This is a genomic window from Cryobacterium flavum, assembly GCF_900103805.1.
GTDB lineage: Bacteria > Actinomycetota > Actinomycetes > Actinomycetales > Microbacteriaceae > Cryobacterium > Cryobacterium flavum.
In genome coordinates this window covers 225,290-249,097 of record NZ_FNIB01000006.1, presented here as the reverse complement: position 1 = coordinate 249,097, position 23,808 = coordinate 225,290, and the positions used below count along the sequence as shown (strand labels likewise).

The window sequence follows — 23,808 nt, the reverse complement described above, 5'->3', positions numbered from 1 at the left end:
CGATTACTCCCCGATCAGGGCCGAATACTCGGCAAAGGTGAGCAGAGTGGGAAGGGTCTCGAACTCCACCCTGATCAGCCAGCCCTCGCCGAACGGGTCGCTGTTGACGAGCTCGGGGCTCTCCACCACGGCGTCGTTGGTGGCCGTGACGGTGCCGTTCACCGGTGCGAAGAGTTCCCCGACCGACTTGGTCGACTCGATCTCGCCGACGACCGTGCCGCCGGCGACGGTGCTGCCCACGTCGGGCAGTTCAACGAAGACGACGTCGCCGAGCTTCTCCGCGGCGTAGGCGGTGATGCCGACGGTCGCGACGTTTCCCTCGACCAGAACCCACTCGTGCTCGGCGGTGTACTGCAGTTTCGATGTGTCTGTCATGGTGTTGCCTTTCGCAGGTTGCACGGATTTCAGAATTGGTTCAACAGGGAAGAGTTATTTGACGCGCTTATAGAAGGGAAGCGAGGTGACGGTTGCTGGGAGGCGGGTACCGCGCACGTCGACGTACACCTCGGTGCCGAGGCGGGCCAGGTCGGGGGTGACGTAGGCCATGGCGATCGGGTAGCCAAGTGTCGGCGAGAGCGCGCCGCTCGTGATGACGCCGTCGCTGTGCGCTGCATCGAGGCTGCGGAAGATCTCGTAGTCGGCGCGACCGGCGCGCTTGCCGGCGGCGATCAGGCCCACCAAAACGGATGCCCCACCCTCCGGCCCAGCAACGCTCGCGGCCCGGCCGACGAAATCGTTCTCCTTGTTCAGGTTGACGACGCGGCCGAGGCCGGCCTGGGCCGGGAAGGTCGTGAGCGTCAGCTCGTGACCGTACAGCGGCATGCCGGCCTCCAGCCGGAGGGTGTCGCGGCTGGCGAGCCCGGCCGGAACGAGTCCCTGGTCGGCGCCCGCTACGACCAGTGCGTCCCACAGTTCGCGGGCGTGCTCGGCCGCGAGGTAGAGCTCGAAGCCGTCTTCACCGGTGTAACCGGTGCGGGCGACCAGCAGGGGGTGGCCGCGGAAGAAGGCATCCGTGATGCGGTAATACTTCATGAAGTGCAGGTCGGTGCCCAGGTCGGTGACGCCCACGGTCGCGTCCAGGATGGCGAGGGCGTTCGGGCCCTGCACGGCAATGAGCGCGTAGTCATCGCTCTGGTCGACCACGGCGACGTCAAAGTCTGTGGCTCGCTCCGCGAGCGCCTCGAAGGCGGCGAACCGGTTGCCGGCGTTGGCTACGACCAAAAACTTGGTGTCGCCCAGACGGTAGACGACCAGGTCGTCGATGATGCCGCCATTCTCGGCCAGGAGCAGACTGTATTTGGCCTGCCAGAGTTCGATCATCGAAAGCTTGCCCGCCAGCGCGTAGTCGAGGTAGGCGGCGGCATCCGGTCCTTCGATCAGAATCTCGGCCATGTGCGACAGGTCGAACAGGCCGGCCGCGGTGCGCACAGCGTGGTGCTCGGCAAGGTCGCTCGAGTAGCGCACCGGCATCTGCCAGCCGGCGAAGTCGGTGAAGCTGGCGCCGGCATCGACGTGCGCCTGGTGCAGGGGCGAGAACCGCTCGATCGGTGCGGGGGTGCTGGAATCGGCCGAGGTCATGAGTTCTCCGGGTGACAGGGCCGAGAGCCGGCCGCGGCGGTGTTCGCGACTCGATTGAGCCGCGTGGGAACTCCCCCTCTGTCGCTCGTGCCTGAGAGCTTCACCAGCGCGGACGCTGACTTTCACCGTGGGCGAGACCGGTAAGCGCCCGGTCTTCTTTTCAGAGTGGCCAGTTCGATGCGGTACGAGTACCTGAGAGATTGTCGGGGAGGATTGCTCCTTCGGTGTTCGTACGCGCTCGCGCCGAACTCTCCCGCATCGACCATTCGGCCCGATATTCAGTTGGTAGCGCCCAGCCTAGCCCCACACCCCGCTGCTGCCGCGACGGTGGCTGCCCTGCAGGTGGGTATCGATCATGCCGATCGCTTCCATCAGCGCAAACATGGTGGTCGGTCCGACGAAGACGAAGCCGACCTTCTTCAGGGCCTTCGACAGGGCAGCGGATGCCGCGGAGCGAGTCGGTACGTCGGCCTGCGTTGCCGGCTCGGGGGTTTCGTCGGGTTGGAACGACCAGACGAAGTCGACCAGACCGCCCTGCTCACGGAGGGCGATGGTGGCCTGGGCGTTGGTGATGGTGGCGCGAATCTTCAGGCGGTTGCGCACAATCATCTCGTCGTTCAGCAGCCGGGCCACGTCGTCGTCGTCGAAGGCGGCGATGCGATCGGGGTTGAAGTCGGCGAAGGCCGCGCGAAACCCTGGGCGCTTGCGCAGAATGATGGCCCAGGACAGCCCAGACTGAAACGCCTCGAGGCTGATGCGCTCGAACAGGGCGTGTTCGCTGCGTACCGGAACGCCCCACTCCGTGTCGTAGTAGTCGCGCAACATCGGGTCGACCGCGGCCCAGGCCGGGCGTCTGAGGCCGTCGGGGCCGATGATCGCGCCGGAAGCGGACGGTGGGGCATCCGCTGGTGAAGTTTCTATCATCTAAACCATTAGACACTGCCCGCCTCACGGTCGAGGACTAAAATCGCAGCGAGAGCCAAGGAGCCTTCGTGAGCCACATTGCACTCGGTCGGTCCACGCACGTTCGCGATGGAGTCACCCCACCGGGTGCCGCCATCGACGTGGTCGACCTCGTCAAGCAGTTCGGCCACAATCGGGCGCTAAACGGGGTGATCTTTCAGGTGCCGCGCGGCACGGTGTTCGGGGTGATCGGGCCCAACGGGGCCGGCAAGACCACGATCATGCGGGCGCTCCTCGACATTATTCGGCCGACGTCGGGGCAGGCGACCGTGCTCGGTACCCGCTCGCGCAATGCGGGGCCGGAACTGCGGCGCCGCATTGGGTATCTGCCGGGCGAGCTGATTCTGGAGGGGCGCACGAGCGGGCGCTGCTTACTGGCGCACTACGCCGACATCTCGGGGCCGGTTGCCGCCGGTCACGTGCAGGAGCTGGCCGAACGGCTTCGGCTTGACCTGGACCGCCCGGTACGAAAGCTGTCGAAGGGCAACAAGCAGAAGCTCGCCATCGTGCAGGCGTTCATGCACCAGGCCGAGCTGCTCGTGCTCGACGAACCCACGAGCGGCCTCGACCCGCTTATGCAGCAGGAAGTCCTTCGGCTGGTGCGCGAAGCCCGTGACCGCGGCCAGACCGTCTTTCTCTCCTCGCACGTGATCAGTGAAATTCAGCAGGCGGCCGACGAGGTCGCCATTCTGCGGGGCGGCAGCATCGTCACGATCAACAGTGTGGAGGAGTTGCGAGCCACGGCCATCCGTCACCTGCGCCTGGTGGCCAGCGGCATCCGCCCCACCGACCTGGCTGCCACCGGTGCCGGTTATACCCAGGCGACCCTGTTTGGGCTGATCGGGTTTCTGCTCCTGAGCATTGCGGCGACCAGCTGGGGCGCGGGCGCTCTCGGCGGCGACGAGGAATCCGGGCGGCTCGAGCTCACCCTCGCGCACGGGGTCACCCCGGGTACAGGTAGCCGTGGCCCGGTTCTGCGCCATCGCGGTAAAGATCCTCGCGCTCTCCGCGCTGCTGCTCCTGGTCGTGCTGCCGCTCAACGATTCGTCGAAACTGCAGATTGAAGTGGGAAACCTGCTCGGCATGTGCCTATTGTTCGGCGGGGTGAATCTGCTGACGGCATCCGCCGCGCTGCTCGGCGGAGCGCTGACCGGGCGACGCATCGGCGGCATCGCTGCCGGTGCCGCTGTGGCCGTGCTCGGCTACGTATTCAACGCCCTCGCAGCCAGAGCGCGAGCCTGGAGTGGCTGCACAACCTGAGCCCGTACTACTGGGCGTTCGGCACCAGCCCGCTCAGTACGGGCGCGAGCGTCACGACGATCGTCGTCTTCTTCGGGCTCTCACTCGTCCTGGCCGCACTCGCAGCGCTTTCTTTGCGCCAGCGCGACGTTGGCGTCCAGGTTCGCCGCCGAGGTGTGAGTTCGGGCCAAAATTCTCGACTTTTCGGCGCGAAACTCACACCTCGGTGACCGTCACCAGGCCAGGGATTCGGCCGCAGCCTCGGTCAGCTCGATGATGTTGTCGAGCAGGCTGGCCATGCTGTCGGAGCGCAGCAGAGCGATCTGGTCGAGCGGTCCCACCGGGGCGATCGCGGCGAGCTGCCAGGCGGCCGCGGTCGGATCGTGCGAGAGCTCCACCTCGGGCGACCACTCCTGGTCGGCGAATTCGCTCGCCAGCGAAAGGGTTCGGCGCACGAGTTGCTCCGCCTGTTCCCGCCGCGGCAACAAGGCATCGTCCCATTCCAGGTCGGGCAGCTCACGCACGGTGGCAAGCGGATGCGGGTTCTCCGGCATCCACTCGGTCACCTCGATCCTGCGCTCGCCCTGCACGACCAGGCCGAGATAGCCCTCTGGCGCCTCCAGCTGGGTGACCCGGGCTACGGTACCGATGCTGAACCGGCGTTCGCCGCCGCCGACCTCTTGGCCTCGTTCGATCAGCACGATGCCGAACTCAGCCGGCGGGGAATCGAGCACGCGCGCGAGCATGACGAGGTAGCGTTCCTCGAACACCCGCAGTTGCAACGGCATATAAGGAAACAGCACGGATCCCAGGGGGAACATCGGCAGGGTCGTCATGCTCCCAGCGAACCACGTTGACGGCGCCGCGCCTAGCCCCCGGCACCTGTTCGCGGTGAAGATTCGCTGGGTGCAGTGGTGGGACCTCCGTACGTGCAGCGGTGGGTTCGGCCGGTTTCGGCGCGTAGCCTAGAAGGGCTGCGCGCAACCCGCGCAACCGACGAGAGGCTTCACGTGGACATCACCCTGCTGGCACATTTCGTGGCGGCCGCTGAGGCGCCCGATTTCGCCCGCGCCGCGCAGACACTCGGCATCTCCCGCGACACCCTCAGCGCCTCGGTGAAGCAGGTCGAGGCCGAACTCGGCTATGCATTGTTCGATCGTGCCGCCGAGAGCACGACCCTCACTGAGATCGGGGTTGCCTTCCTGGACGACGCACGCCTCGAGTTGACCCAGGCCGCCGGCGGTTCCGGCGGTTCGCGCCGTTCAGGCGGTTCAGGTGGCGGCGGTAAGGCCAAGGCCAACAAGGGCAAGGGCCGCGCCCCCGCGGTGAAGGGCCAGCCGAAGCTCGGCAAGAAGCGCCAGTCGCGCTGATCCGCGACGATTGTTTGGCGATGCACGTGGCGGCCAAAACGGGACCCGCAGGACCGATTACCGGTCGGGCAGGTCCCGTTCACGTCGACGGTTTCGTCGACTATTTCCGCCGATTCTGAACGATAGGCTGCTTGAGGCTCGTCGCCTCCTCCAGAGTCAGTTCGACCTCGGCAAAGGCTTGGTCATCTGAGAAGGACTTCATCCGCGCGATCCGGAAGATGATCAGGCCGTACAGGCACTTGGCCAGGATATCTGCTACGGAGTATCCAATCTGGAGGCCGACCCATGCGTCTGACCCGTCGATACCAAGTCCGGGCAGCAGGTAGGCAATCGGGTAGACGCCCCACGTTGCCAGCAAGAGCAGTCGCAGCAAGCTGATGGTCTTGCGCACAGTGGCGGGTTGGCGGTCGAGCGACTTGGTCAGTTCAACGAAGAGCACGTAGAGGATATACGCGAAGGGAAGCGAGGAGAGCAGACCGAAGATGCCGCGGGTGAGGTTGTCCGACGCCATTTCGCCGGGGTAGCCGAGAGCGATCATGAGGGCAGCAGCAGGAATGAGTCGCGTGAGCAGGCTGCTCTGCACCTTGCGGGCCAGGGCCAGAACGGCCACGAGTTCAAGAAGAAGCAAGGGAACCGTCAGCAGCCAGTCGACGTAGCGGTATCCCTCGTTGAATGACGCTCCCGCGACCTGAACATAATCACCGCGGCCGCCGACAGCCTCGGTCACGAATGCTTCGGTGAAGGAATTGAAGATGCGGAAGTAGTGATATGCCGCGATACCACAAACGATCGCCGCGACAGTCAGTGCCTGACGGTATCGCGGCAATACGCGCGGCAGGCTGATAACCAGAAAGATGGAGGTGAAAAGCTGCGAGGCAATCACGAGGGAGAAGATGTTGTAGATGGTGTCGTACTGCAGTTGGGTTAGTGAATCAGGTATCAAAATGGCCTCTGATGCTCGAGAATCGCTGATTGTAAGGGAGATAAAGCACCTAATTAGGTAACCTAGCTAGGTATATTAGGAAACCTACTCCAAATCCTCGTCCATAGGTAGTAGCTATTCATCCGTAGATTTCTTCAGCTGTCGCAGCCGACTCGATCGTGCAACAGTTTCACCCCACCTCAGCATGTGGTTAAGAGAAATAGAGCACAAATGAACTCTGTCGAAGACGCTGACGTCGTGGTGCTCGGTGCGGGACTGGCGGGGCTCAGCTTGGCGGCCCGGCTGGCGCGCGCGCCATCCGGCCCGCGCGTGGTCGTCGTCGAACCGCGCACCGCGTACCAGGATGACCGCAGCTGGTGCTTTTGGCAGCCAGAACAACACGAACTCTCGCACCTGGTTTCACATCGCTGGACGACGTGGAGCTTTTCTGATGCCGCAGGTAGCGCGGTTCGGCACCAGGTTCCGGAATTGTTCTACCAGTACATTCGTGGCATCGACTTCTATTCCAGCGCGCAGGCCGACATCGCTCAGTCGCCGCGTGTAGACCTGCGTCTCGGCGTGCGCGCCGAAATGGTAAGTGCGGTGCCGGACGGTGTGCGGGTCGAAACCAGCGCCGGCACGCTGCTGGCCCGTCAGGTGATCGATACGCGACCACGGCCCGCTGCGGCGATGCTGTACCAAAGTTTTGTGGGCGTTGAATTCGAGTGTGGCGGGCAGCATCCGTTCGACCCGACCGAGGTGACGTTGATGGGGTCGCTTGCCACCGACGAGCAAGGCCTGAGCTTCGTGTACGCGCTGCCATTGGGTCCGAACCGGGCCATCGTGGAGTGGACCCGCTTCGGCACATCGCCGATCAAACGGGAACTTCTGGCCGGTGAGTTGGACCACGTTTTATCGGGCTTGGGTCTAAATGACGTTCGTCGGGTGCGCACCGAGGGTGGGGTGCTGGCCATGGGACTGGGCCGCCAGACCGTGCCGGAGATACCCGGGGTGGTGCTTGCCGGCAATGCGGGCGGCGCTTTGCGAGCCGCCTCAGGCTATGGATTCTTGCGTATTCAACGGTGGGCGCAAATGTGCACGGATCGTCTCCTGGCGGGGCAGGAAGCGGTGGGGCATCCCGAAGAACCATGGCTACGACGAACCTTCGACCGCATCTTTCTCCAGGCCGTTCGCGCGCACCCGGAACGCACTGCAGAGTATTTTCTCGCTCTGGCCCGCGGTGTGCCGCCGGCAACCCTGGTGCGTTTCCTCAGCGACGGCGCCCGGGCCACTGACTATGCCAAAATCATATTAAGCCTGCCCTGGAGCCCGTTCATCGCCCAGGTGGCCGCACCCACAGTCTTCACCTCTGCATCGGCTGCACAGGCCATACCGGTCGCCACGCCCACTGCGACCACGGGCTCGGGCGAGACGCAATGATGGAGCAGGTCGCCGCGCCCCGAGTCGGTACCGCCCGCGCAACGGCCCGGCTCCGCCACGTCCCCATCGAAACGATGGTGTTCTCCGGTCTGGCACTGACCACGCTGGCCCTGCTCGCGTTCGGCCTGCCGATGCCCTCACCTATGCTTCAGGTCGTACTTCTCGGCGTGCTCGTCGCCGTGCTGGGTCTGCCGCACGGTGCCCTCGATCCACTGATCGCGCGTCGCGCCGGGCTCTGGCGAACCCCGCTGGGTTTTGCCGCGTTCAACACGGTATACATCGTGATTGTGGTCGGTGTCGTGCTGCTCTGGCTGGTCGCCCCGGTGCTGAGCTTGGTTGCGTTCCTGATCGTGTCGGCGCTGCATTTCGGGTCTGATTGGAACGCTGATCGTGGCGTGTGGCTACGCTTTCTCGCCGGATTCGGGCTGCTGAGCGTACCGGCCTTCTCACATCCGGATCAGGTGGGCGCTGCCTACGTGGTACTTGCCGGTGCTGGCGGCGCGATGGTGTCGGGCGTGCAGGCAGGGCTGGCACCGCTCGCTCTGGCCGGGCTGCTGGTGGCGGCCGTCGCCGCAGTGCGGCATCGGCCGCATGAGAGCGTGGAAATCGTGCTGGCATCGGTGCTCGCATTGGCCTGCGAACCGCTGGTGTTCTTTTTGGTGTATTTCTGTGCTCTGCACAGCTTTCGGCATTTGAGGGCGGGGTTTGCCGAGGAACGTGGCGGCGGGCGACTACCCACCCTGATCGTGGTGGTGTACACCGTGGTGCCAATCCTCGCGGTCGGTGCTTTGCTGTTCGTCATCGGCCCCAGCGGCGATATGCCGGAGCAGATTCTGCAGGTGCTGTTCATCGGCCTGGCCGGCCTCACAGTACCGCACATGATCGTGGTTACCCACGAAAAACGGCACCAAAAGAAGTTGATGGCCCTGCCCCGGTGACCTGTCAGGACGTGACCGTCAGACTTCGAGAACCCGGCCCGCGTCGACATTCCAGTGCCGGTCGGTGCGCACGTTGGCCAGCATGCGCCGGTCGTGGGTGACCAGCAGCAGCGTGCCTTCATAGCGCTCGAGCGCCTGTTCCAGTTGCTCAATCGCCGCGAGGTCGAGGTGGTTGGTTGGTTCGTCGAGCACGAGCAGGTTCACACCACGTGCCTGCAGCAGCGCCAGTCCGGCCCGCGTGCGCTCCCCCGGCGACAGGTCGTCGACCGGGCGGTTCACATGGTCGGCTTTCAGGCCGAACTTGGCCAGCAGGGTGCGCACCTCCGCGGGCGAGAGCTCGGGCACGAGAACTTCAAAGCTCGCGGCGAGGGGCCGTGCCCCGACCAGAAGCGCCCGGGCCTGGTCAATTTCGCCGATCGCAACGCTGGCACCGATGAGAGCGCTGCCGGCATCCGCTTGTTGACGGCCGAGCAGGGCGCGCAGCAGGGTGGATTTGCCGGCGCCGTTGGGACCAGTGATGCCGATGCGTTCGCCGCCGTTGACCTGCAAGGAGACGGGGCCGAGCACGAAGTCGCCCTGCCGAAACTCGGCGTTGTTCAGGGTAGCCACGACCGCGCTCGAGCGCGGGGCTGAACCGATGGTGAACTCGAGCTGCCACTCCTTGCGGGGTTCCTCGACCTCGTCGAGGCGCGCGATGCGACTTTCCATCTGGCGCACCTTCTGCGCCTGCCTCTCGCTCGACTCGACGGAGGCTTTGCGCCGGATTTTGTCGTTGTCCGGCGCCTTTTTGATGGCGTTGCGCACGCCCTGGCTCGACCACTCGCGCTGGGTTCTGGCTCGTCCGACGAGGTCGGCCTTCTTGGCGGCGAACTCGTCGTAGTTCTCCCGGTTGTGCCGCCTGGCCGTTTCGCGTTCCTCGAGGTAGGAGTCGTAGCCGCCGCCGAACACCCTGTTCGCGCCCTGCGCGAGGTCGAGTTCGAGCACCCGTGTGACGCAGCGGGCGAGAAATTCGCGGTCATGGCTGACCAGCACGACGCCGCCGCGAAGGCCAGTGACGAAGGCTTCGAGGCGTTCGAGTCCGTCAAGATCGAGGTCGTTGGTGGGCTCGTCGAGCAGCACGATATCGAAACGGGAGAGCAGAAGGGCCGCGAGCCCGACGCGCGCGGCCTGTCCGCCAGAAAGCGCGGTCATCAGGCTGCCTGCGCTGAGATTCTCGCCGAGGGCGAGACCGAGGTCGGCGAGCATGATGGGCAGCCGCTCGTCGAGGTCGGCGGCGCCGCTGGCCAGCCAGCGCCCGAGCGCGGTCGAATAGGTGTCGGCCGGGTCGATTCCGTCAGCGCGCGGCTGCCCGTCTCCGAGAGCGGATGCCGCGGCATCCAGCTCAAGCGTCGCTTCGGCGCAGCCGGTGCGCCGGGCGATGTAGCCGGCGATCGTTTCGCCGAGCACACGTTCGTGTTCCTGCGGGAGCGCGCCGACGAAGGCATCCGCTGGGCTGAGCGTGATGGTGCCGGCCTGCGGCTCGCCGAGCCCCGCCAGCAGGTTCAGCAGCGTGGACTTGCCGGCCCCGTTAGCACCGACCACGCCGATGACGTCGCCGGGGGCGACGGTGAGGTCGAGCGATTCAAAGAGGGTGCGGTGCGCGTAGCCGCCGGCCAGGCCCTTGGCCACGAGTGTTCCGGTCATTGCTCCATAGTCTCATTGACCGCAGGTTCCCATTGCCAAATGCGCGAGGCTAGCGGCAGGTGCGCTGCTCACTGACCGGAATCGCTTATACCCAATGGGGTATACTACGATGATGCAAACCGGGCTACGCGGGCTGCTCGATAGAGTGAACCTCAGGTGCACGGCAACGCGGGCCTTCCGATGCCGTACCAGGGGGAGCAGACGATGACACAGGACACGACGCCCGCCGAATCGACGGCACCGCTACCGGTTCCAGTGGGGCACACCGCCCTGCAGAAGCGCGTGGTGCGGGTACTCATCACGGGCCAGATTCTCGGGGGCATCGGAATGGGAGCAACGCTGTCGCTCGGCGCGCTCCTCGCCGCGCAGTTGTCGGGATCGAGCGCCTGGTCGGGCATGGCCGCCACCATGAGCACCCTCGGCGCGGCCATCGTGGCCATACCACTGGCCCGCCTGGCGCAAGCGCGCGGGCGCCGTGTATCGCTCGCAACGGGTTCGCTCATTGCGGGAACCGGCGCGATACTCGCCATCCTCTCGGTGTCCGTCGACATCTTTCTGCTGCTCCTGCTGGCTCTGATGCTGCTCGGCGCCGGCTCGGCCACCAACCTGCAGGCCCGCTTCGCCGCCACCGACCTGGCCACCTCGCGCTTTCGCGCGCGGGATCTCTCCGTCGTGGTCTGGTCGACGACGATCGGTGCCGTGCTCGGCCCCAACCTGTTCGGACCGGGCGAAGCGCTCGGCGCCGCCCTCGGTCTTCCGGCCATGACGGGCGCGTTCGCGTTTTCCCTCGCGGCCACGGTCGCCGCCGCCTTCGTCTACGCTCTCGGCCTGCGACCCGACCCCCTGCTGACGGCGCTGGCAGCGCGCACGACGAGTGCGGGAATCCGCCGGGCCAGTGGCGGCCTGGCTATTCTGCGGAGCAACGCGGCGGCCCGCTATGCGGTGCTGGTCATTGCCCTCAGTCACGCCACGATGGTGGCCCTGATGTCGATGGCGCCGGTGCACCTGCGTGACCACGGCGCCACCCTCACGATCGTGGGGCTGACCATCAGCCTGCACGTGGCCGGAATGTATGCCTTCTCTCCCGTGTTCGGCGCCCTCTCCGACCGGCTCGGTCGCCTGCCGGTCATTCTCGGTGGGCAACTATTGCTGCTCGTCGCCCTCACCGTGGCCTGGCTCAGCGACGGATCGCAGAGCACCATGACCGTAAGCCTCATCTTTCTGGGACTGGGCTGGTCGGCATCCGTTGTGGCGGGTTCGGCGCTCGTGTCGGAGGCCGTCGACATTGAGGATCGCTCCTCGCTGCAGGGATTCTCCGACCTGTCCATGAACGCGGCCGGCGCGCTCGGCGGCGCGATCGCCGGTCCAATCTTGGCGCTGGCCGGGTATTCCGCTCTCGGCCTCTGCGCGATGGCGCTCGTCGCCGTCGTGGTGGTCTGGTCGATCAAGCGGATGCGGCCAGCCGCGACTACGAGTCGGTGACCCTGATGCCGAAGCTTTTGAGCTTGCGGTAGAGGGACGACCGGGCGATTCCCAGTGACTCGGCGGCGCGCATCCGGTTGCCGTCGGCTTTGTGCAGAGCGCCGACGATCAGGTCGCGCTCCCCCGCTTCGAGCGCCGACAACAGCCGGGGTGCGCCGCCGTGGCAGTAGGCGGGCAGGTCTTCGGCCTGGATGGCACCTACCGGGCGTGTGCGCAGGGCGGTGTCGAGCGCCTCTTCGAGCTGACGAATGTTGCCCGGCCAGGGATAGCGGGAGATCACCCGCATCGCGCCCGCGCTCACGGTGGCGGGGCGAAGTCCGGCCCGCCGCGCGAGCACCCGGGTGACAATGTCGGGCAGGTCTTCGATGCGATGCCGAAGCGGCGCGACCGTGACGGAAGTCTCAAAATGGTGCAGCAGGGTCGTGTAGGGGCGGGCAGCAGCCAGATCTGCCTGCAGGTCTGGCTGGGACACCGTAGCGGCGATGCCGCCCGAGGCGGCCGTCGCCTCCCGAATGACCAGAAATGCGTCCAGTTCCGCAGCGACCGTCTCGCTCAAGCGGTCGAAATTGCGAAAGATGTACAGCGTCGGCCGGGCGTCGCCAGTGACCAGGTCGGTGTCCATGATCGAGTGCAGGCCGCGCTCGTTGAGCTCGTCAGCGCGGAACACGACTTTACGGCCCAGCGGAACGATCTGGCCGTAGACTTCGGCGAGCAGCGATACCTTGCCGCCGCCAGCTTCACCCAGAACAAGCAGCGCGGCGCCAGCGGTGATCGCAGTAACTATGCTGCTCGAGGCGCGCTTGCCGAGCAAGGAAGATACATCGCGGAGGACCGCCGATGACGCGGCAACGCCGCCAGGCGCCGGTTCGGTCACCCGCTGCTCACGCAGCGGCGGCAGCGTGAGCCTGGATGCGGGTACCGGCGCCGGCTCGGACAGGATGTCGACGACGACGACGACGCCGGCAACGTCAGGTCCCACCACAACGCGCTTGCCCCGAATCTGCACGACCTTGCCCGATGAGAGTTCGATCTCGTCGACCGGCTGCCCCGGGGCGATCATCAAGTACCGGGCGTGCTCGTGAATGGTCCACTGTTCGTCGGGAGAGAATAGGCTCTGCGCTACGGCGTTGCCCATCACCACGGTTCCACCGATCGCCATGACGGCTCCGCGGGTGCGGGCATCGACTCGCACATATGCCTCGAACAGTGCCTGCTGCCGTTGGCTGCGGTCGACGAGCAGGTTGCGCTCGATCTCACGCGCGGCGGACCGTACCAGGGAATGCATGAGCGGACTGGAATCTTCGCTCAGACAGCTGATGTCAAGCACCCCCTCGACGCGGCCGGTGAGCGGGTCCCGAATGGGGCTGCCGGCGCACGCGAACGGCTGCAGGTGCTCCAGAAAATGTTCAGGTCCCACTATGTACAACGACTGACCCGACTCGAGCACGGTGCCGATGCCGTTCGTGCCCACGCTGGCCTCGGCGTAGTTGAAACCCGGCGCAAGCGACACCTCGTCGAGCAGAGTTCCGATGGTCTTGTCGGTTTCGGAACGACTCAGAATTCTCGCTCTGTAGTCTGTCAGCACGATCGACAGCGGCATCTCTGCCATCTCCTCACTCAGTCGCGCAATGACCGGGGCCGAGCAGCGCATGAGCCGACCGGTGAGATCGAGGTCGCTGTGAAACACCGCGTGCGACGAGGCAGCATCAACGCCGGCCGAGACGGATCGCTGCCAGGAAGCTGCCACCGGGCCGGGAACCGATTGGGTTTCGGCATGGCCGAAGCGCAGAAAATTGGCGCGAGCAGCGGCAATCTTGATTCGCCGATCGGCGACTCTATGCATATCTACTCCCTTGTGGACTCTGCAAGCATGCCCTCTGCAACCCCACGAGCGCTAGCGGTGCGGTGTCCCAATGTGGGACACGCCACGTTGTGACTGCGGGGTCATTCTTGCTGGAGTGACTCCCCAGGGAGCATCGGTCATTCACAACTGCATCGCAAAGGAGCGCTCATGGAACGATTGATCAACATCGACAACGGTGGAACCCTCACCGACATTGTCGTCGCCAGCGGCACGGATTTCACGTTCACCAAGACCCTCACCACCCCGGTCGACCTGTCGCAGTGTCTGTTCGACGCGATGACCAAGGCATCCGCTCAGCTGTTCGGCGACGCAAACCTGGCCGAACTGCTGCACTCGACCCAGCACATCCGCTATTCGTCGACACAGGGCACCAATGCGCTCGTGCAGCGCAAGGGCCCGATGATCGGGCTGATCACCGACGATCCTTCTCTGCCGGGCGCGCTCGGCACGTCGGTTGACACGGCGGGGCTGTTTCTGGATCTGATCGGCGCCCGCGTCGGTATTATCGCCGCCGAAGGCGCTCCGGAGGACCTCGCCCAGCAATTCGTCGCCGAGATCAACCGGCTGACCACTGCCGGCGCTGAGCGGCTCGTCGTCGCCAGCTTGAGCGCCGAGCGCGAGCACCTGTTCAAGCGCACCATGCTCAAGAATTTTCCCCGACACCTGCTCGGTTCGGTGCCGATTCTGTTCTCGCGTGAGTTTGCTTCGGACACCTCCCGCCAGCGCCAGGTCTGGTCGGGCATTCTCAACTCCTTCCTGCACCCGACGGTCGAGCGTTTTCTGTACAGCGCCGAACACCGGCTGCGCGCCTACAAGGTAAAGAACCCGCTGCTGATCTACCGCAACGACGGTGCCTCCTCCCGCGTGGCCAAGTCGGTCGCCCTCAAGACCTATTCCTCCGGACCACGCGGCGGACTCGAGGGCACGCGCGCCCTCGCCGAGGCCTACGGGCTCGACAACGTGCTCATGATCGACGTCGGCGGCACCACAACGGATGTCGGCGCCGTCGCCAATTCCACTATCGCCGTCGACCGGCGCGGATCGATCCAGGGAGTCGACATCTCGTATGAGATGAGCGATGTGCGTTCAACCGGCGTCGGCGGCAGCTCGATCATCGCCGTGCACGACGGCGAGATCACCGTCGGACCGGAGAGTGTCGGCGCCGCGCCCGGACCGGCCTGCTTCGGTTTCGGCGGAACGTCGGCCACGATCACCGACGTCAACCTGTTGCTCGGCGTGCTCGACCCGGCCACCTACCTAAATGGTGAGATGGCCCTCGACGCCGCACGATCGCGGGCGGTCATCGCGAAGACCGTTGCCGATCCGCTCGGAATCAGTCTCGAGGAAGCGCTGATTCGCATGGAGGCCAGCTACTCCAGCCATCTGGCCCGGTCCTTCGCCGACTTGGTCAGCCCAACCGGCGAGACGACCGTCGCCGCGTTCGGCGGTGGCGGACCGATGAACGCCTGCAGCGCCGCACGCATTGCCGGGGCGCACCGGGTGCTTGTGCCGAGGCTCGCCGCGGTGTTCTCCGCCTACGGCATCAGCTTTTCCGACATCGCGCAGTCCTACGAAACCAGCGTGACGGGTTTCTCCGCTGCCGAGGTCGCTGCGGTGCGCACGTCAATGCAAGCGGATGCCGGAAAGGACATGTTCCAGGAGGGGCACGATTTGAGTGAGTGCGAACTCGACTGGTCGACGATCGTCGAAGATGAAGAAGAGATCCTGACGCTCAAGGCCACCTTCCGGCTGCCGCACCCGACGATCGCCAGCGGGGTGCCCGCTGCGGCGAGCGCCGCCGTCGCCGCCGGAGCCCGGCAGGTGCGCTCGACTTCCACTCAGATCGACAGCGTTGCCGTCTACCAACTCGACGACCAGAAGCCCGGTGCCACGGCGGCCGGACCGGCCATTGTCGAGGGACCGTTCTTCACCGCGCGCGTGCCGCTCGGCTGGACTCTCACGGTCTCCACCGCCGGCGATCTGCAACTCGCCGACACGCTCTGACCCTCAACCCACTCGTGTTTCCCAAGGAAGGTACAAACACAATGCGCGTTCCCATGACCGAATACCTGCTCATCGACCTCGACACGGAGCGGTGGATCTGCCGCGTGTGCGCCCACGACTTCGGCGACGCCCGCGGCAACTACAAGGAAGGCACCCTCGTCTACGACCGGGACCCCCGGGAAATTCATCCCCCGGTAATTGACCCGGAAAAGTACGAGTTCACTTTCTCGCCCGACCCCACCTTCTGCCGCATTCTGGAGTTTTACTGCCCCACCTGCGGCACGCAGATCGAAGCGGAATACCTGCCGCCAGGGCACCCGCCGACCGTCGACATGCTCTGGGACATCGATTCGCTGCGTGAAAAGTGGGAGGCCCACGGTGGTAACCCCGAAGAGATCGTCAACTATGGTCCGGGCGAAAACGCTGAGACCGACCTCAGCGCCCGGTTCGATTCCGTGTCCGCACACTCCCACTCCCACCGCACCGAAGGGCGCTGACCGTGAAACGCATATCCGTGGACATCGGCGGCACCTTCAGCGACTGTTTCTTCGTCTGGGATGACGTCTACATCGAGTCGAAGGCGCTGACCACCCACCACAACCTCGCTCTCGGCTTCAACGAAGCCCTCGACCGGGCCTGCGATCGGGCCGGCATCAGCCGCGAGACCGCGCTCAAAGAGGTCGACTCGGTGCGTTACGCCACTACCCTCGGCACCAACGCCCTGATCGAGGGCAAGGGGCCACGGGTCGCGGCCATCGTCACCCACGGCTTCGAAGACACCATCCCACTCTCCCGCGGCCGCGGCTACGGCGAGGGACTCGACGGGGTCAAGCAGGGCGATATGCCCGATGCCCAGCGGCCGGACCCGCTCGTGCCGCGCCGGCTCATCCGCTCTGTGAAAGAACGCATCGACTCGGTCGGTGAGGTGCTCGTGCCGCTGATGTACGACGACGTGCGCACCCAAGTACGCGAACTCGTCGACAACGGTGCCGAAGCCATCGTCATTGCGCTGACCAACGCCACCGAGAACTCGGTACACGAGGATCGCATTCTGGAGATCATCCTTGACGAGTACCCCACGCACGAGCTTGGGTCGATTCCCGTGCTGCTGAGCAGCCAGGTATCTGGCCGTAAGGGCGAATACGTGCGGGCCATGGCCACCGTTGTCGATGCCTTTCTGCACCAGACCATGTTTCACGCGCTCAACCAACTCTCCAACAACCTGCGTGACTCCGGTTATGAGAAGCCGATGCTCGTCATCCACAATTCGGGCGGCATGGCGCAGCCCAATTCAACGGATGCCCTGCAGACGATTCACTCCGGACCGATCGCCGGCGTCGGCGCGGCCCAGCACCTGTCCGAATCGACCGGGCTCGGCGACGTCGTGTCGATGGATATGGGTGGTACCTCATTCGACATCGGACTGGTACCCGAGGGCGGAGTGCGGCACTACGACTTCCAGCCCACCATCGGACGCTGGATGGTCTCGGCGCCAATGATCCACCTCAACACCCTCGGTGCTGGTGGCGGCTCGATCGCCGCCTACAACCGCATTCACCACGCGATCCAGATCGGGCCCGAATCGGCCGGAAGCGACCCCGGACCGGCCTGCTACGACCGTGGCGGTTTGCGTCCAACGGTCACCGATGCCGACCTAGTGCTCGGCTACCTCGACCCCGACAACTACGCCAACGGGCACATCAAGCTCAACAAGAAGCGATCGATCTATGTGATCGACGAGACGCTCAGCGACGAGCTCGACCTCGACGCCGTCGAGGTGGCCAAGGTGATCAAAAAGACCGTCGACGAGCAGATGGCGATCGGTATCGAGAAAGAGCTGCGCTCGCGCGGCGGCCTCATCGAGGACTACACGATGCTGGCTTATGGCGGCAACGGCCCGCTGCACGCCTGCGGTATCGCGGCGAGCGCCGGTATCAGCCGCATCCTGTTTCCGCCCTTCGCGTCGGTGTTTTCGGCGCTCGGGGCTGGCAACATGCGACCGCTGCACATTCACGAGCGCAGCGCCTACGTCGTGCTCTACGAAGCCATTAAGCGCAGCCTGTACAACCAGTACGACGCGCTCAACGGGTACATCGAGGAGCTTGAGGCCAAGGGCGCCGAAGACCTCGTGCGCCAGGGCTACGATCGCGCCGACGTGCGCTACCGGCTCGAAATGGACATGCGATACGGCAACCAACTCGTCACAACGGCCGTAGCGTTCGACATCAACCGGGTCAACGGGGTCGCCGATGTGCTGCACCTGATCAAGACGTTCTCCGAGATCTTTGGCGAGCGTTATGGCGAGGGGACCCAGGCACCGGAGGCAGGCATCCGCGTACAGACGATTCGGGTCGCGTCGTTCATCGAGGGCGAGGTCATTCAATTCGAGTCGATCAAGATCGGCGGCGAGAAGTCCAAGCCGGCGCCGGTCTCGCACCGATCGGTGCACTTCACGAGCATTATCGGCGCAGTGGACACTCCCGTTTACGATGCCGAGGCGCTCCACCACGAATACGTGATTCACGGTCCGGCGATCGTCACGACCGAGAACACCACCTATCTGGTGGAACCGGGCTGGCGCCTGGAGCCGACCGTGCAGGGAGCGGTATGGCTGCTGAGCGACTGACCGTGTCTTCCATCCCCGTAACACCTCGCATAAGCAAAGGAGCTTGAGCACCATGACACTGACAACCGACGAGTTCGTGCCCGCCAGCGGAAACGACGACGCAGCCCAGCTATTGACCGATCAGGAACAGCAGTGGGTCGATAAATTCATGGACGAGACCACCCTCTTTCTCGGACCAGACCCGGCGATCATGCGCCACCACGAGATCATGCCGCGCACCGCCTACGAGGAGGAGTGCATCGCTAAAGGCATCGACCCGCTAGAGATCGACCGCATCCGTAAGCGCCTGGCCGGCGCCCTCGACGAAGCGTTCGAAATGTGCGAGAGCATGGGCGCCGCTCCCGGCGCCAAATGGGCGGACCTGTCCTGCGCGGTCTACACCGCCGAGGGTGACGTCACCTACCTCTCCAACCGTGGTGTGATCGCATTCTCCTCGGTGCTGCACCACCCCATCCGCTACATCATGAAGAACTGGAAGGATGAGCCCACCGTCGGCATCAACGAGGGTGACGGTTTCTTCCACAACGACTCCCGCTTCGGCATGGTGCACAACACCGATCAATCGATGCTCGTACCGGTCATTCGCGGCGGCATCATCATCGCCTGGGTTGGCGCGACCATTCACGAGGGTGAAAACGGCGCCTGCGAGCCGGGCGGTATGCCCAGCGGCTCTGAGACACCGTTCGATGACGGCTTGCGGGCCTCGCCGATCAAGATCGTGGAAAAGGGCCACCTGCGGCGCGACTTGCTGACTTTTCTGCAGCACTCGACCCGTGACCCGAAACTCATGCTCGCCGACATCAAGGTGAAAATGGGCGCCGTGCGCCGCATCATGGACACCGTCGACCGCCTCATCGACGAGGTCGGGCAGGAGACATTCGTTGCCTCTCTGCGCGTCACCGTGGAAGACGTTGAAACCGAGGTGCGTCGCCGCATCGCCGAACTACCCGACGGCACGGTTACTTTCAACCAGTTCGTCGATTCAACGCTGAAAGAAAACATTTTGATCAAGTTCGCCTGCAAGATCACCATCAAGGGCGAGCGTATGATCGTGGACCTCACCGGTACCGGCCCCGAAATTCTCAACCGTGCCATCAACTCGCCACTCGCCTCAACCAAGGCGTTCATGGTGCAGGCGATTCTGTCGTACTGGTGGCCCGACCTGCCACGCTCCACCGGTGCCATGAGCCCGATTGAAGTCATCACCGAAGAGCACAGCTGGGCGGATGCCGGTTACGACGCCCCCGTAGGCCAGTCGCTGCAAGCCTCCTTCCGCGGCTTCTCCGCGCTGCAGAGTGCGTTTGCCAAAATGCAGTTCTCGGCACCGCAGAAATACTCCAACGTCGTCGCGCCCTGGTTCAACCAGATCAACGACTTTCTCTGGGGCGGCACCACCCAAAACGGCGAACAGGTCGGCAACCTCTGCGCCGACCTGAACGGCATGGGCGGCGGAGCGAAAGCGTTCCGTGATGGCGAGGATGCTGTTGCCCCGCTGTTCTGCGCGATGGCCGACATCGGCGAGCAGGAAGTGATGGAAGAGGAAGTCCCCTTTCTCCAGCTGGTCAGTAAGCGTCTCGTTCGTGACAATCAGGGCTTCGGCAAGTTTCGCGGCGGCATGGGTTACGAAATGATGGTCGCCTCGCGCGGCACACCCAGCTGGGGTTTCATGACCGTCACGAGCGGATCGAAGTTCTCCTCCGTGCCCGGCATGTTCGGTGGCTACGGTTGCCCCGTGTATCCCCTCGCGATGGTGAAAAATGTCAACATCTACGACATCATCAAAAAGGACCCGACGCAGTTCAACCTCTCGATGGAACGAGTGATGAACGAGCAGCCGTTTGAGGGCGGCGACTACCAGTCCTCGCACATGGGGTTGCAGTTCGACGTGGCGAAGGAGGGCGAGCTCTACATGATCGCCCAGGGAGCGGGCGGCGGCTACGGCGACGTGCTCGAGCGCGACCCTGAGCTCGTGGTGACCGACCTGGAACTCGACCGCATCAGCGCCCACACGGCGTCGACCATGTACGGCGTGGTCTGGGAGCCCGGCACCTACGTCGTGCACGAGCACCAGACGGCCGAGTTGCGGGCACAGATGCGGCGCGATCGTATTTCGCGCGGCACTCCCTACAAGGAGTTCGTGCAGAAGTTCGTGCAGGAAGAACCGCCGGCCGAGCTGCACTACTTCGGTTCCTGGGGCCAGGACGACGACGAAAATCTGATTGCCACCCACTGGGGTGGAGCGGAGCCGGAACGGGTCAAGGGCAAGCTCGCCGAACTCCCGCTGATCATGATTCCGGACCGTCGGGTTCTCAAGATCGGCAAGCTCGAAGCCCGCGTGCGGGAACTTGAGAAGAAGTACGGCGAAGTCGTCGCGCACAAGTCCTAATATCCACCTGCTGACCCGCGGCTGCGGGGCCGTCTCCTTACGGCCCCGCAGCCGCGGGTCGAACGTTTTGTTTGTTTGATTGATTGATGGGAGACACCTTGTCACTTTCGCTGACTGAGCTTCTGGCCGAGCCGACGTCGGGCCGCCGCCGGGCGGTCGTACTCGACAGCCATGACTACGCTCAATCCGTTTTCTTGCAGGGCAAGCCCGTGCCGTGGCAGGAGCCGATGGCCTACGCTAACTTCTTCGGCCAGGTTCAGGGCGTACTGGAGTCCGACCTCGCGCTGCTTAGCCTCGACCGGTTCTACGCGCAACGCGTCGCCGGCGACCCTACCCTGCAGGCGGCAATGAGCGCCAAGTCCCGCACTGGCTATGCCCTGCGCACCCTACTCACTGATGCCGCGACGACGGCGTTCGTCATCGAACTGGCCACCATCTTCAGCCAAACCCAGCGGGTGCCGGTCGTGCTGCAGATTCCGTCACCGATGCAGTGGCTGGCGCGCACGCATCCGTTTTCCGAGTCGGCGGACGTGTCAGGGCTCGACGCCGACAGTGCCGAAAACGCGTCGATGTATGTCGCCGACTGGCTGCGCGGATTCGCCGCCCTGCCGTTGATGGCGGTGCTGCTGGATGATCGCGGCCCCGCTCTCGGGCCGGTGCCGCTGTCGACCTATTCTCCGATCGCCAACGTCACCGATCACTACCGGTGGGCGCTCGCCCAGCGCCATGAGGATCGGGTCGAGTTGCACGGCAGCGCGCTCCGCGGCGCGGTGATCGGTGCGGATTTCTGGTCGAGCGACTCCGGCACGCTGCCGGACGGCGATTTTCTGGTGGGCGAAGTGCCGCAGCACGCCGTTCCGGAGCGAGTGCTGAGTCGCATCACGGCGCTGGTCTAGCCGGCGCTGGCTTGCGGGCATCCGTTCGGTCGGTCGCGGTCAGGCGGAGCGACGCCGACCCACGGCAGCTTCCTGCTTGAGCGGGGTGGCCGTGGCCAGCGGAATGTTCAGAAAGTCAACGACCGGCTGGATTGCTCGAAAGCGTTCGATGACGAGGTCGGTAAAATTGTCATCGAGGGCCTTGTCACCGGGCAAGTGTGAAAACACCGCCCAGCTGCGATTGAGCAGCAGGTCACCCGCTGGATGGTCGATCGGAAAGCCTCGCGGCGGGCGGGTGAGCTTGTTGCCGCCGAACGGCTCGGCAAGGCGGGCGAGCGCGGGCGCGGCGAGCAGAGAACGCAGCTTCAGGTGATGCTCGAGCACATAGTCGCGAATAGCCCGCAACTGCGGCGGCTGTGGGCTGTAGGCGCCTCCTGCCACCAGCACGCCGCGCACCCCGACCTGTAGAAAGAGTCCAGCCCCTCCGGCTTTCTCCAACCCCTGCCGTGGCCAGGAGGCAGCCAGATGCGTCTTGTACGGCGTCTTGTCGTGGGAAAAACGCACATCGCGATAGATGCGCAACATGGCCTTGTTCGGCGGGCGAATATAGTCACCGGCGAAGTCGCCCATCGCCCGGTTGAGGGACTCGATGACCGCGAGCATCCGCTCTTTCACCTCGACCTCGTAGATCGCTTTGTGTTCCTGAAACCACTCGCGTTCGTTGCGGTGCTCGAGTTCGTCAAGAAAATCGAAGGTCGCCGCGCTGAAGTGCGCACCCACCGCTACGCCTTCGCCGCCGCTTTGGCGGCCCGCTTGGTCTCGCGCACGCGAGTGAGTGATTCGGGGTCGACGATGTCGGCCACCGATCGGAACGACCCTTCTTCCCCATAGGGAGCGGATGCCTCGCGCCAGCCGTCCGCGTCGACCCCGAGCCGCTTGCCGAGAAGCGCGAGAAAGATCTTCGTCTTTTGCTCGCCGAACCCGGGCAGCGCCTTGAGCCGGCGCAGGATCTCCGGGCCGGCCGGGTCGTCAGCGGTCCAGATCGACGCCGTGTCGCCGTTCCAGTCGCGGACGATGACCGCGGCGACCTCCTGCACGCGTTTGGCCATCGAGCCCGGAAAACGGTGCACGGCCGGTGACTGGCGGAACACCTCCACAAAGGCCTCGGCGTCGTAGGCCACGATCGTGGCCGGGTCGAGTGCGCCAATGCGGTCGTGAATCTTAGCCGGGCCAGCGAAGGCAGTCTCCATGGCAATCTGCTGGTCGAGGAGCATGCCCACAAGCAGGGCGAACGGGTTCTCGCTGAGCAGGGTGTCTGCTGCGGCATCGCCGGTGAGGTGCAGTGTCGTCATTCGCCCAGTCTGCCACTGCGCCACTGAACCGCTAAACCGCTGAGTCGCCGCGTCGCCGACAACGCGCGCGCCATCAACCACGCAGAGAAGCCGTCGGCCGTGCGTTGGGAAGACGGTCGTGTCGCCGACGCGCCTTATACTGTCGATGGCATCGGCCGCGAGGTTATCCAGATCGCGACCAAGGCGGCGCCGAACCCAACCATCAGCGCGGCGGCGTTCACTGAACCGGCAATGATACCGATCGTTTGCGCGTAGGTCACCAGCCGCACCAGACCCGCGACGATCAGAATCGCGCCGGCCACGAGAAGCAGCACGGGCATGCGCAGCACGCAGCCCAGTGCGGCTAGAGCGGCCAAACCGACCAGCAGTAACCCTTGTATGAGGTTCACCGAAACAAAATGCAACGGTGTGTAGTCCACGAGGGAGAACAATGCGCTGAGCGCTGTGAACCCGGCGACGAGCAGACCGCGGGTACGCCAACTCAAGGCGCGGGGAACGCGTACCGGTGCGGTGCCGTTGGGAGCGTTCACGAGACCGCCATCGCCAGCCGGGCTACCGGGCCCGAGCGGAGGGACCAGCGGGGGCGAAGCAGTCCATCGACTCCCGTGACACGCCCGGCGGCGGTGGCGAGGATCACGAATTGGGCTGCAAACATCAGGTAATAGCTCCAGTGCCACTCCATCGGTGTGTTCAGCACCGAGAGCGTGATTGCGATCGTCTGCAGTATTCCAACGATCGCCCAGAAGCGAGTCAGGAGCCCGACCAGCAGGAACGCACCGAGGCAGAATTCTGCGAGGAGTACCGCCCAGCCGAACAGAGCGAAGTTCGGCAAGATGACGTTCTGCACCAGCCAGGTAAAGGGCGCCAGAACCGGGTTCTCCACGGCGTAATTCGTGTACTGATACAGCCCGTTGCCCGCTTCTTGACCGAAGTCGGGCGGTCTTTTCCAGTTCACGTTCTGCAGCCACATCAGCCCCACAGCGATCCGCACGGCCGCGAGCACCACGCGAGTTGGCCGGCCGGCAGCGATGGCGTTGACGTCCAATGCCCTGGCGTTCACTGGCGTTCCGATACCCGTCATGGTGT

At 64.7% G+C, this 23,808-nt stretch carries 22 protein-coding genes and 2 riboswitches; of the genes, 11 read left to right on the top strand and 11 right to left on the bottom strand.

The window, feature by feature from the left end; translation table 11 throughout:
• Positions 1–3 precede the first annotated feature (3 nt).
• The 3 genes from gcvH to BLS91_RS10880 all read right to left on the bottom strand — a co-directional run bounded on the left by gcvH (position 4) and on the right by BLS91_RS10880 (position 2,502).
• Complete coding sequence (gene gcvH / locus BLS91_RS10890; protein ID WP_092340728.1) at positions 4–375, bottom strand: glycine cleavage system protein GcvH; 372 nt, start codon at positions 373–375, stop codon at positions 4–6.
• Positions 376–429: 54 nt separating this feature from the next.
• Entirely contained in the window at positions 430–1,578 is a 1,149-nt protein-coding gene (gene gcvT, locus BLS91_RS10885) for a glycine cleavage system aminomethyltransferase GcvT (protein ID WP_092340727.1), read from the bottom strand.
• 71 nt (positions 1,579–1,649) lie between these two features.
• Positions 1,650–1,747: riboswitch (glycine riboswitch) on the bottom strand.
• A 1-nt stretch (position 1,748) separates the two neighbouring features.
• Positions 1,749–1,844: riboswitch (glycine riboswitch) on the bottom strand.
• A 31-nt stretch (positions 1,845–1,875) separates the two neighbouring features.
• Positions 1,876–2,502: a DNA-3-methyladenine glycosylase I gene (locus tag BLS91_RS10880; RefSeq protein ID WP_092340726.1), complete on the bottom strand. Its 627-nt coding sequence runs from the start codon at positions 2,500–2,502 to the stop codon at positions 1,876–1,878.
• A 77-nt stretch (positions 2,503–2,579) separates the two neighbouring features.
• Between BLS91_RS10880 and BLS91_RS10875 the strand changes: the two genes are divergently transcribed.
• Together BLS91_RS10875 and BLS91_RS10870 are read left to right on the top strand one after the other, a co-directional pair.
• Positions 2,580–3,605: an ABC transporter ATP-binding protein gene (locus tag BLS91_RS10875; protein WP_092340798.1), complete on the top strand. Its 1,026-nt coding sequence runs from the start codon at positions 2,580–2,582 to the stop codon at positions 3,603–3,605.
• A 1-nt stretch (position 3,606) separates the two neighbouring features.
• The gene (locus BLS91_RS10870) at positions 3,607–3,801 is read left to right on the top strand and encodes a hypothetical protein (protein WP_092340725.1); all 195 of its coding nucleotides are present in this window, start codon (positions 3,607–3,609) and stop codon (positions 3,799–3,801) included.
• Between the two features lie 212 nt (positions 3,802–4,013).
• Here BLS91_RS10870 and BLS91_RS10865 read toward each other — a convergent pair whose 3' ends face one another.
• Entirely contained in the window at positions 4,014–4,616 is a 603-nt protein-coding gene (locus BLS91_RS10865) for an LON peptidase substrate-binding domain-containing protein (RefSeq protein ID WP_092340724.1), read from the bottom strand.
• 174 nt (positions 4,617–4,790) lie between these two features.
• Between BLS91_RS10865 and BLS91_RS10860 the strand changes: the two genes are divergently transcribed.
• Positions 4,791–5,150 (top strand): LysR family transcriptional regulator, encoded by a 360-nt coding sequence (locus BLS91_RS10860; protein WP_092340723.1) that lies wholly within the window; start codon positions 4,791–4,793, stop codon positions 5,148–5,150.
• A 100-nt stretch (positions 5,151–5,250) separates the two neighbouring features.
• On the opposite strand, the gene BLS91_RS10855 is transcribed toward BLS91_RS10860, so the two are convergent.
• Positions 5,251–6,093, bottom strand: a complete 843-nt coding sequence (locus tag BLS91_RS10855; RefSeq protein ID WP_092340722.1) for a bacteriorhodopsin-like — start codon at positions 6,091–6,093, stop codon at positions 5,251–5,253.
• Between the two features lie 210 nt (positions 6,094–6,303).
• On the opposite strand from BLS91_RS10855, the gene BLS91_RS10850 reads away from it, so the two are divergent.
• Both BLS91_RS10850 and BLS91_RS10845 read left to right on the top strand, forming a co-directional pair.
• Positions 6,304–7,512 carry a lycopene cyclase family protein gene (locus BLS91_RS10850; protein ID WP_092340721.1) on the top strand — a complete coding sequence of 403 codons (1,209 nt, stop codon included), beginning with the start codon at positions 6,304–6,306 and terminating at the stop codon, positions 7,510–7,512.
• The gene (locus BLS91_RS10845; RefSeq protein ID WP_092340720.1) at positions 7,509–8,450 is read left to right on the top strand and encodes a Brp/Blh family beta-carotene 15,15'-dioxygenase; all 942 of its coding nucleotides are present in this window, start codon (positions 7,509–7,511) and stop codon (positions 8,448–8,450) included. Before BLS91_RS10850 ends, BLS91_RS10845 begins: the two co-directional genes overlap by 4 nt.
• A gap of 18 nt (positions 8,451–8,468) precedes the next feature.
• On the opposite strand, the gene BLS91_RS10840 is transcribed toward BLS91_RS10845, so the two are convergent.
• Entirely contained in the window at positions 8,469–10,133 is a 1,665-nt protein-coding gene (locus BLS91_RS10840) for an ABC-F family ATP-binding cassette domain-containing protein (RefSeq protein WP_092340719.1), read from the bottom strand.
• A 204-nt stretch (positions 10,134–10,337) separates the two neighbouring features.
• On the opposite strand from BLS91_RS10840, the gene BLS91_RS10835 reads away from it, so the two are divergent.
• Positions 10,338–11,615 (top strand): MFS transporter, encoded by a 1,278-nt coding sequence (locus BLS91_RS10835; RefSeq protein WP_092340797.1) that lies wholly within the window; start codon positions 10,338–10,340, stop codon positions 11,613–11,615.
• Here the strand turns inward: BLS91_RS10835 and BLS91_RS10830 are convergent.
• The gene (locus tag BLS91_RS10830) at positions 11,602–13,458 is read right to left on the bottom strand and encodes a sigma-54-dependent Fis family transcriptional regulator (RefSeq protein WP_092340718.1); all 1,857 of its coding nucleotides are present in this window, start codon (positions 13,456–13,458) and stop codon (positions 11,602–11,604) included. The two genes, BLS91_RS10835 and BLS91_RS10830, sit on opposite strands and share 14 nt — an antisense overlap.
• A gap of 168 nt (positions 13,459–13,626) precedes the next feature.
• On the opposite strand from BLS91_RS10830, the gene BLS91_RS10825 reads away from it, so the two are divergent.
• The 5 genes from BLS91_RS10825 (at position 13,627) to BLS91_RS10805 (ending at position 21,391) form a co-directional block, all read left to right on the top strand.
• Complete coding sequence (locus BLS91_RS10825) at positions 13,627–15,483, top strand: hydantoinase/oxoprolinase family protein (protein WP_092340717.1); 1,857 nt, start codon at positions 13,627–13,629, stop codon at positions 15,481–15,483.
• 53 nt (positions 15,484–15,536) lie between these two features.
• Positions 15,537–15,980, top strand: coding sequence for an acetone carboxylase subunit gamma (locus tag BLS91_RS10820; protein WP_233206156.1), 444 nt, complete (start codon positions 15,537–15,539; stop codon positions 15,978–15,980).
• Positions 15,981–15,982: 2 nt separating this feature from the next.
• Positions 15,983–18,109 (top strand): hydantoinase/oxoprolinase family protein, encoded by a 2,127-nt coding sequence (locus BLS91_RS10815; RefSeq protein ID WP_092340715.1) that lies wholly within the window; start codon positions 15,983–15,985, stop codon positions 18,107–18,109.
• A 52-nt stretch (positions 18,110–18,161) separates the two neighbouring features.
• On the top strand, positions 18,162–20,495 hold the full coding sequence (locus BLS91_RS10810; protein WP_092340714.1) for a hydantoinase B/oxoprolinase family protein: 2,334 nt from the start codon (positions 18,162–18,164) through the stop codon (positions 20,493–20,495).
• A 98-nt stretch (positions 20,496–20,593) separates the two neighbouring features.
• Complete coding sequence (locus tag BLS91_RS10805) at positions 20,594–21,391, top strand: hypothetical protein (protein WP_092340796.1); 798 nt, start codon at positions 20,594–20,596, stop codon at positions 21,389–21,391.
• A gap of 39 nt (positions 21,392–21,430) precedes the next feature.
• On the opposite strand, the gene BLS91_RS10800 is transcribed toward BLS91_RS10805, so the two are convergent.
• From BLS91_RS10800 to BLS91_RS10785, 4 genes are all read right to left on the bottom strand, one after another.
• On the bottom strand, positions 21,431–22,150 hold the full coding sequence (locus tag BLS91_RS10800) for a DUF2461 domain-containing protein (protein WP_092340713.1): 720 nt from the start codon (positions 22,148–22,150) through the stop codon (positions 21,431–21,433).
• A 2-nt stretch (positions 22,151–22,152) separates the two neighbouring features.
• The gene (locus BLS91_RS10795; protein WP_092340712.1) at positions 22,153–22,722 is read right to left on the bottom strand and encodes an HhH-GPD-type base excision DNA repair protein; all 570 of its coding nucleotides are present in this window, start codon (positions 22,720–22,722) and stop codon (positions 22,153–22,155) included.
• Between the two features lie 134 nt (positions 22,723–22,856).
• A complete protein-coding gene (locus BLS91_RS10790) occupies positions 22,857–23,252 on the bottom strand; it encodes an Rv1678 family membrane protein (RefSeq protein WP_092340711.1) in 396 nt (131 codons plus the stop codon).
• Positions 23,249–23,803 (bottom strand): TQO small subunit DoxD, encoded by a 555-nt coding sequence (locus BLS91_RS10785; protein WP_092340710.1) that lies wholly within the window; start codon positions 23,801–23,803, stop codon positions 23,249–23,251. Before BLS91_RS10785 ends, BLS91_RS10790 begins: the two co-directional genes overlap by 4 nt.
• Positions 23,804–23,808: the final 5 nt, after the last annotated feature.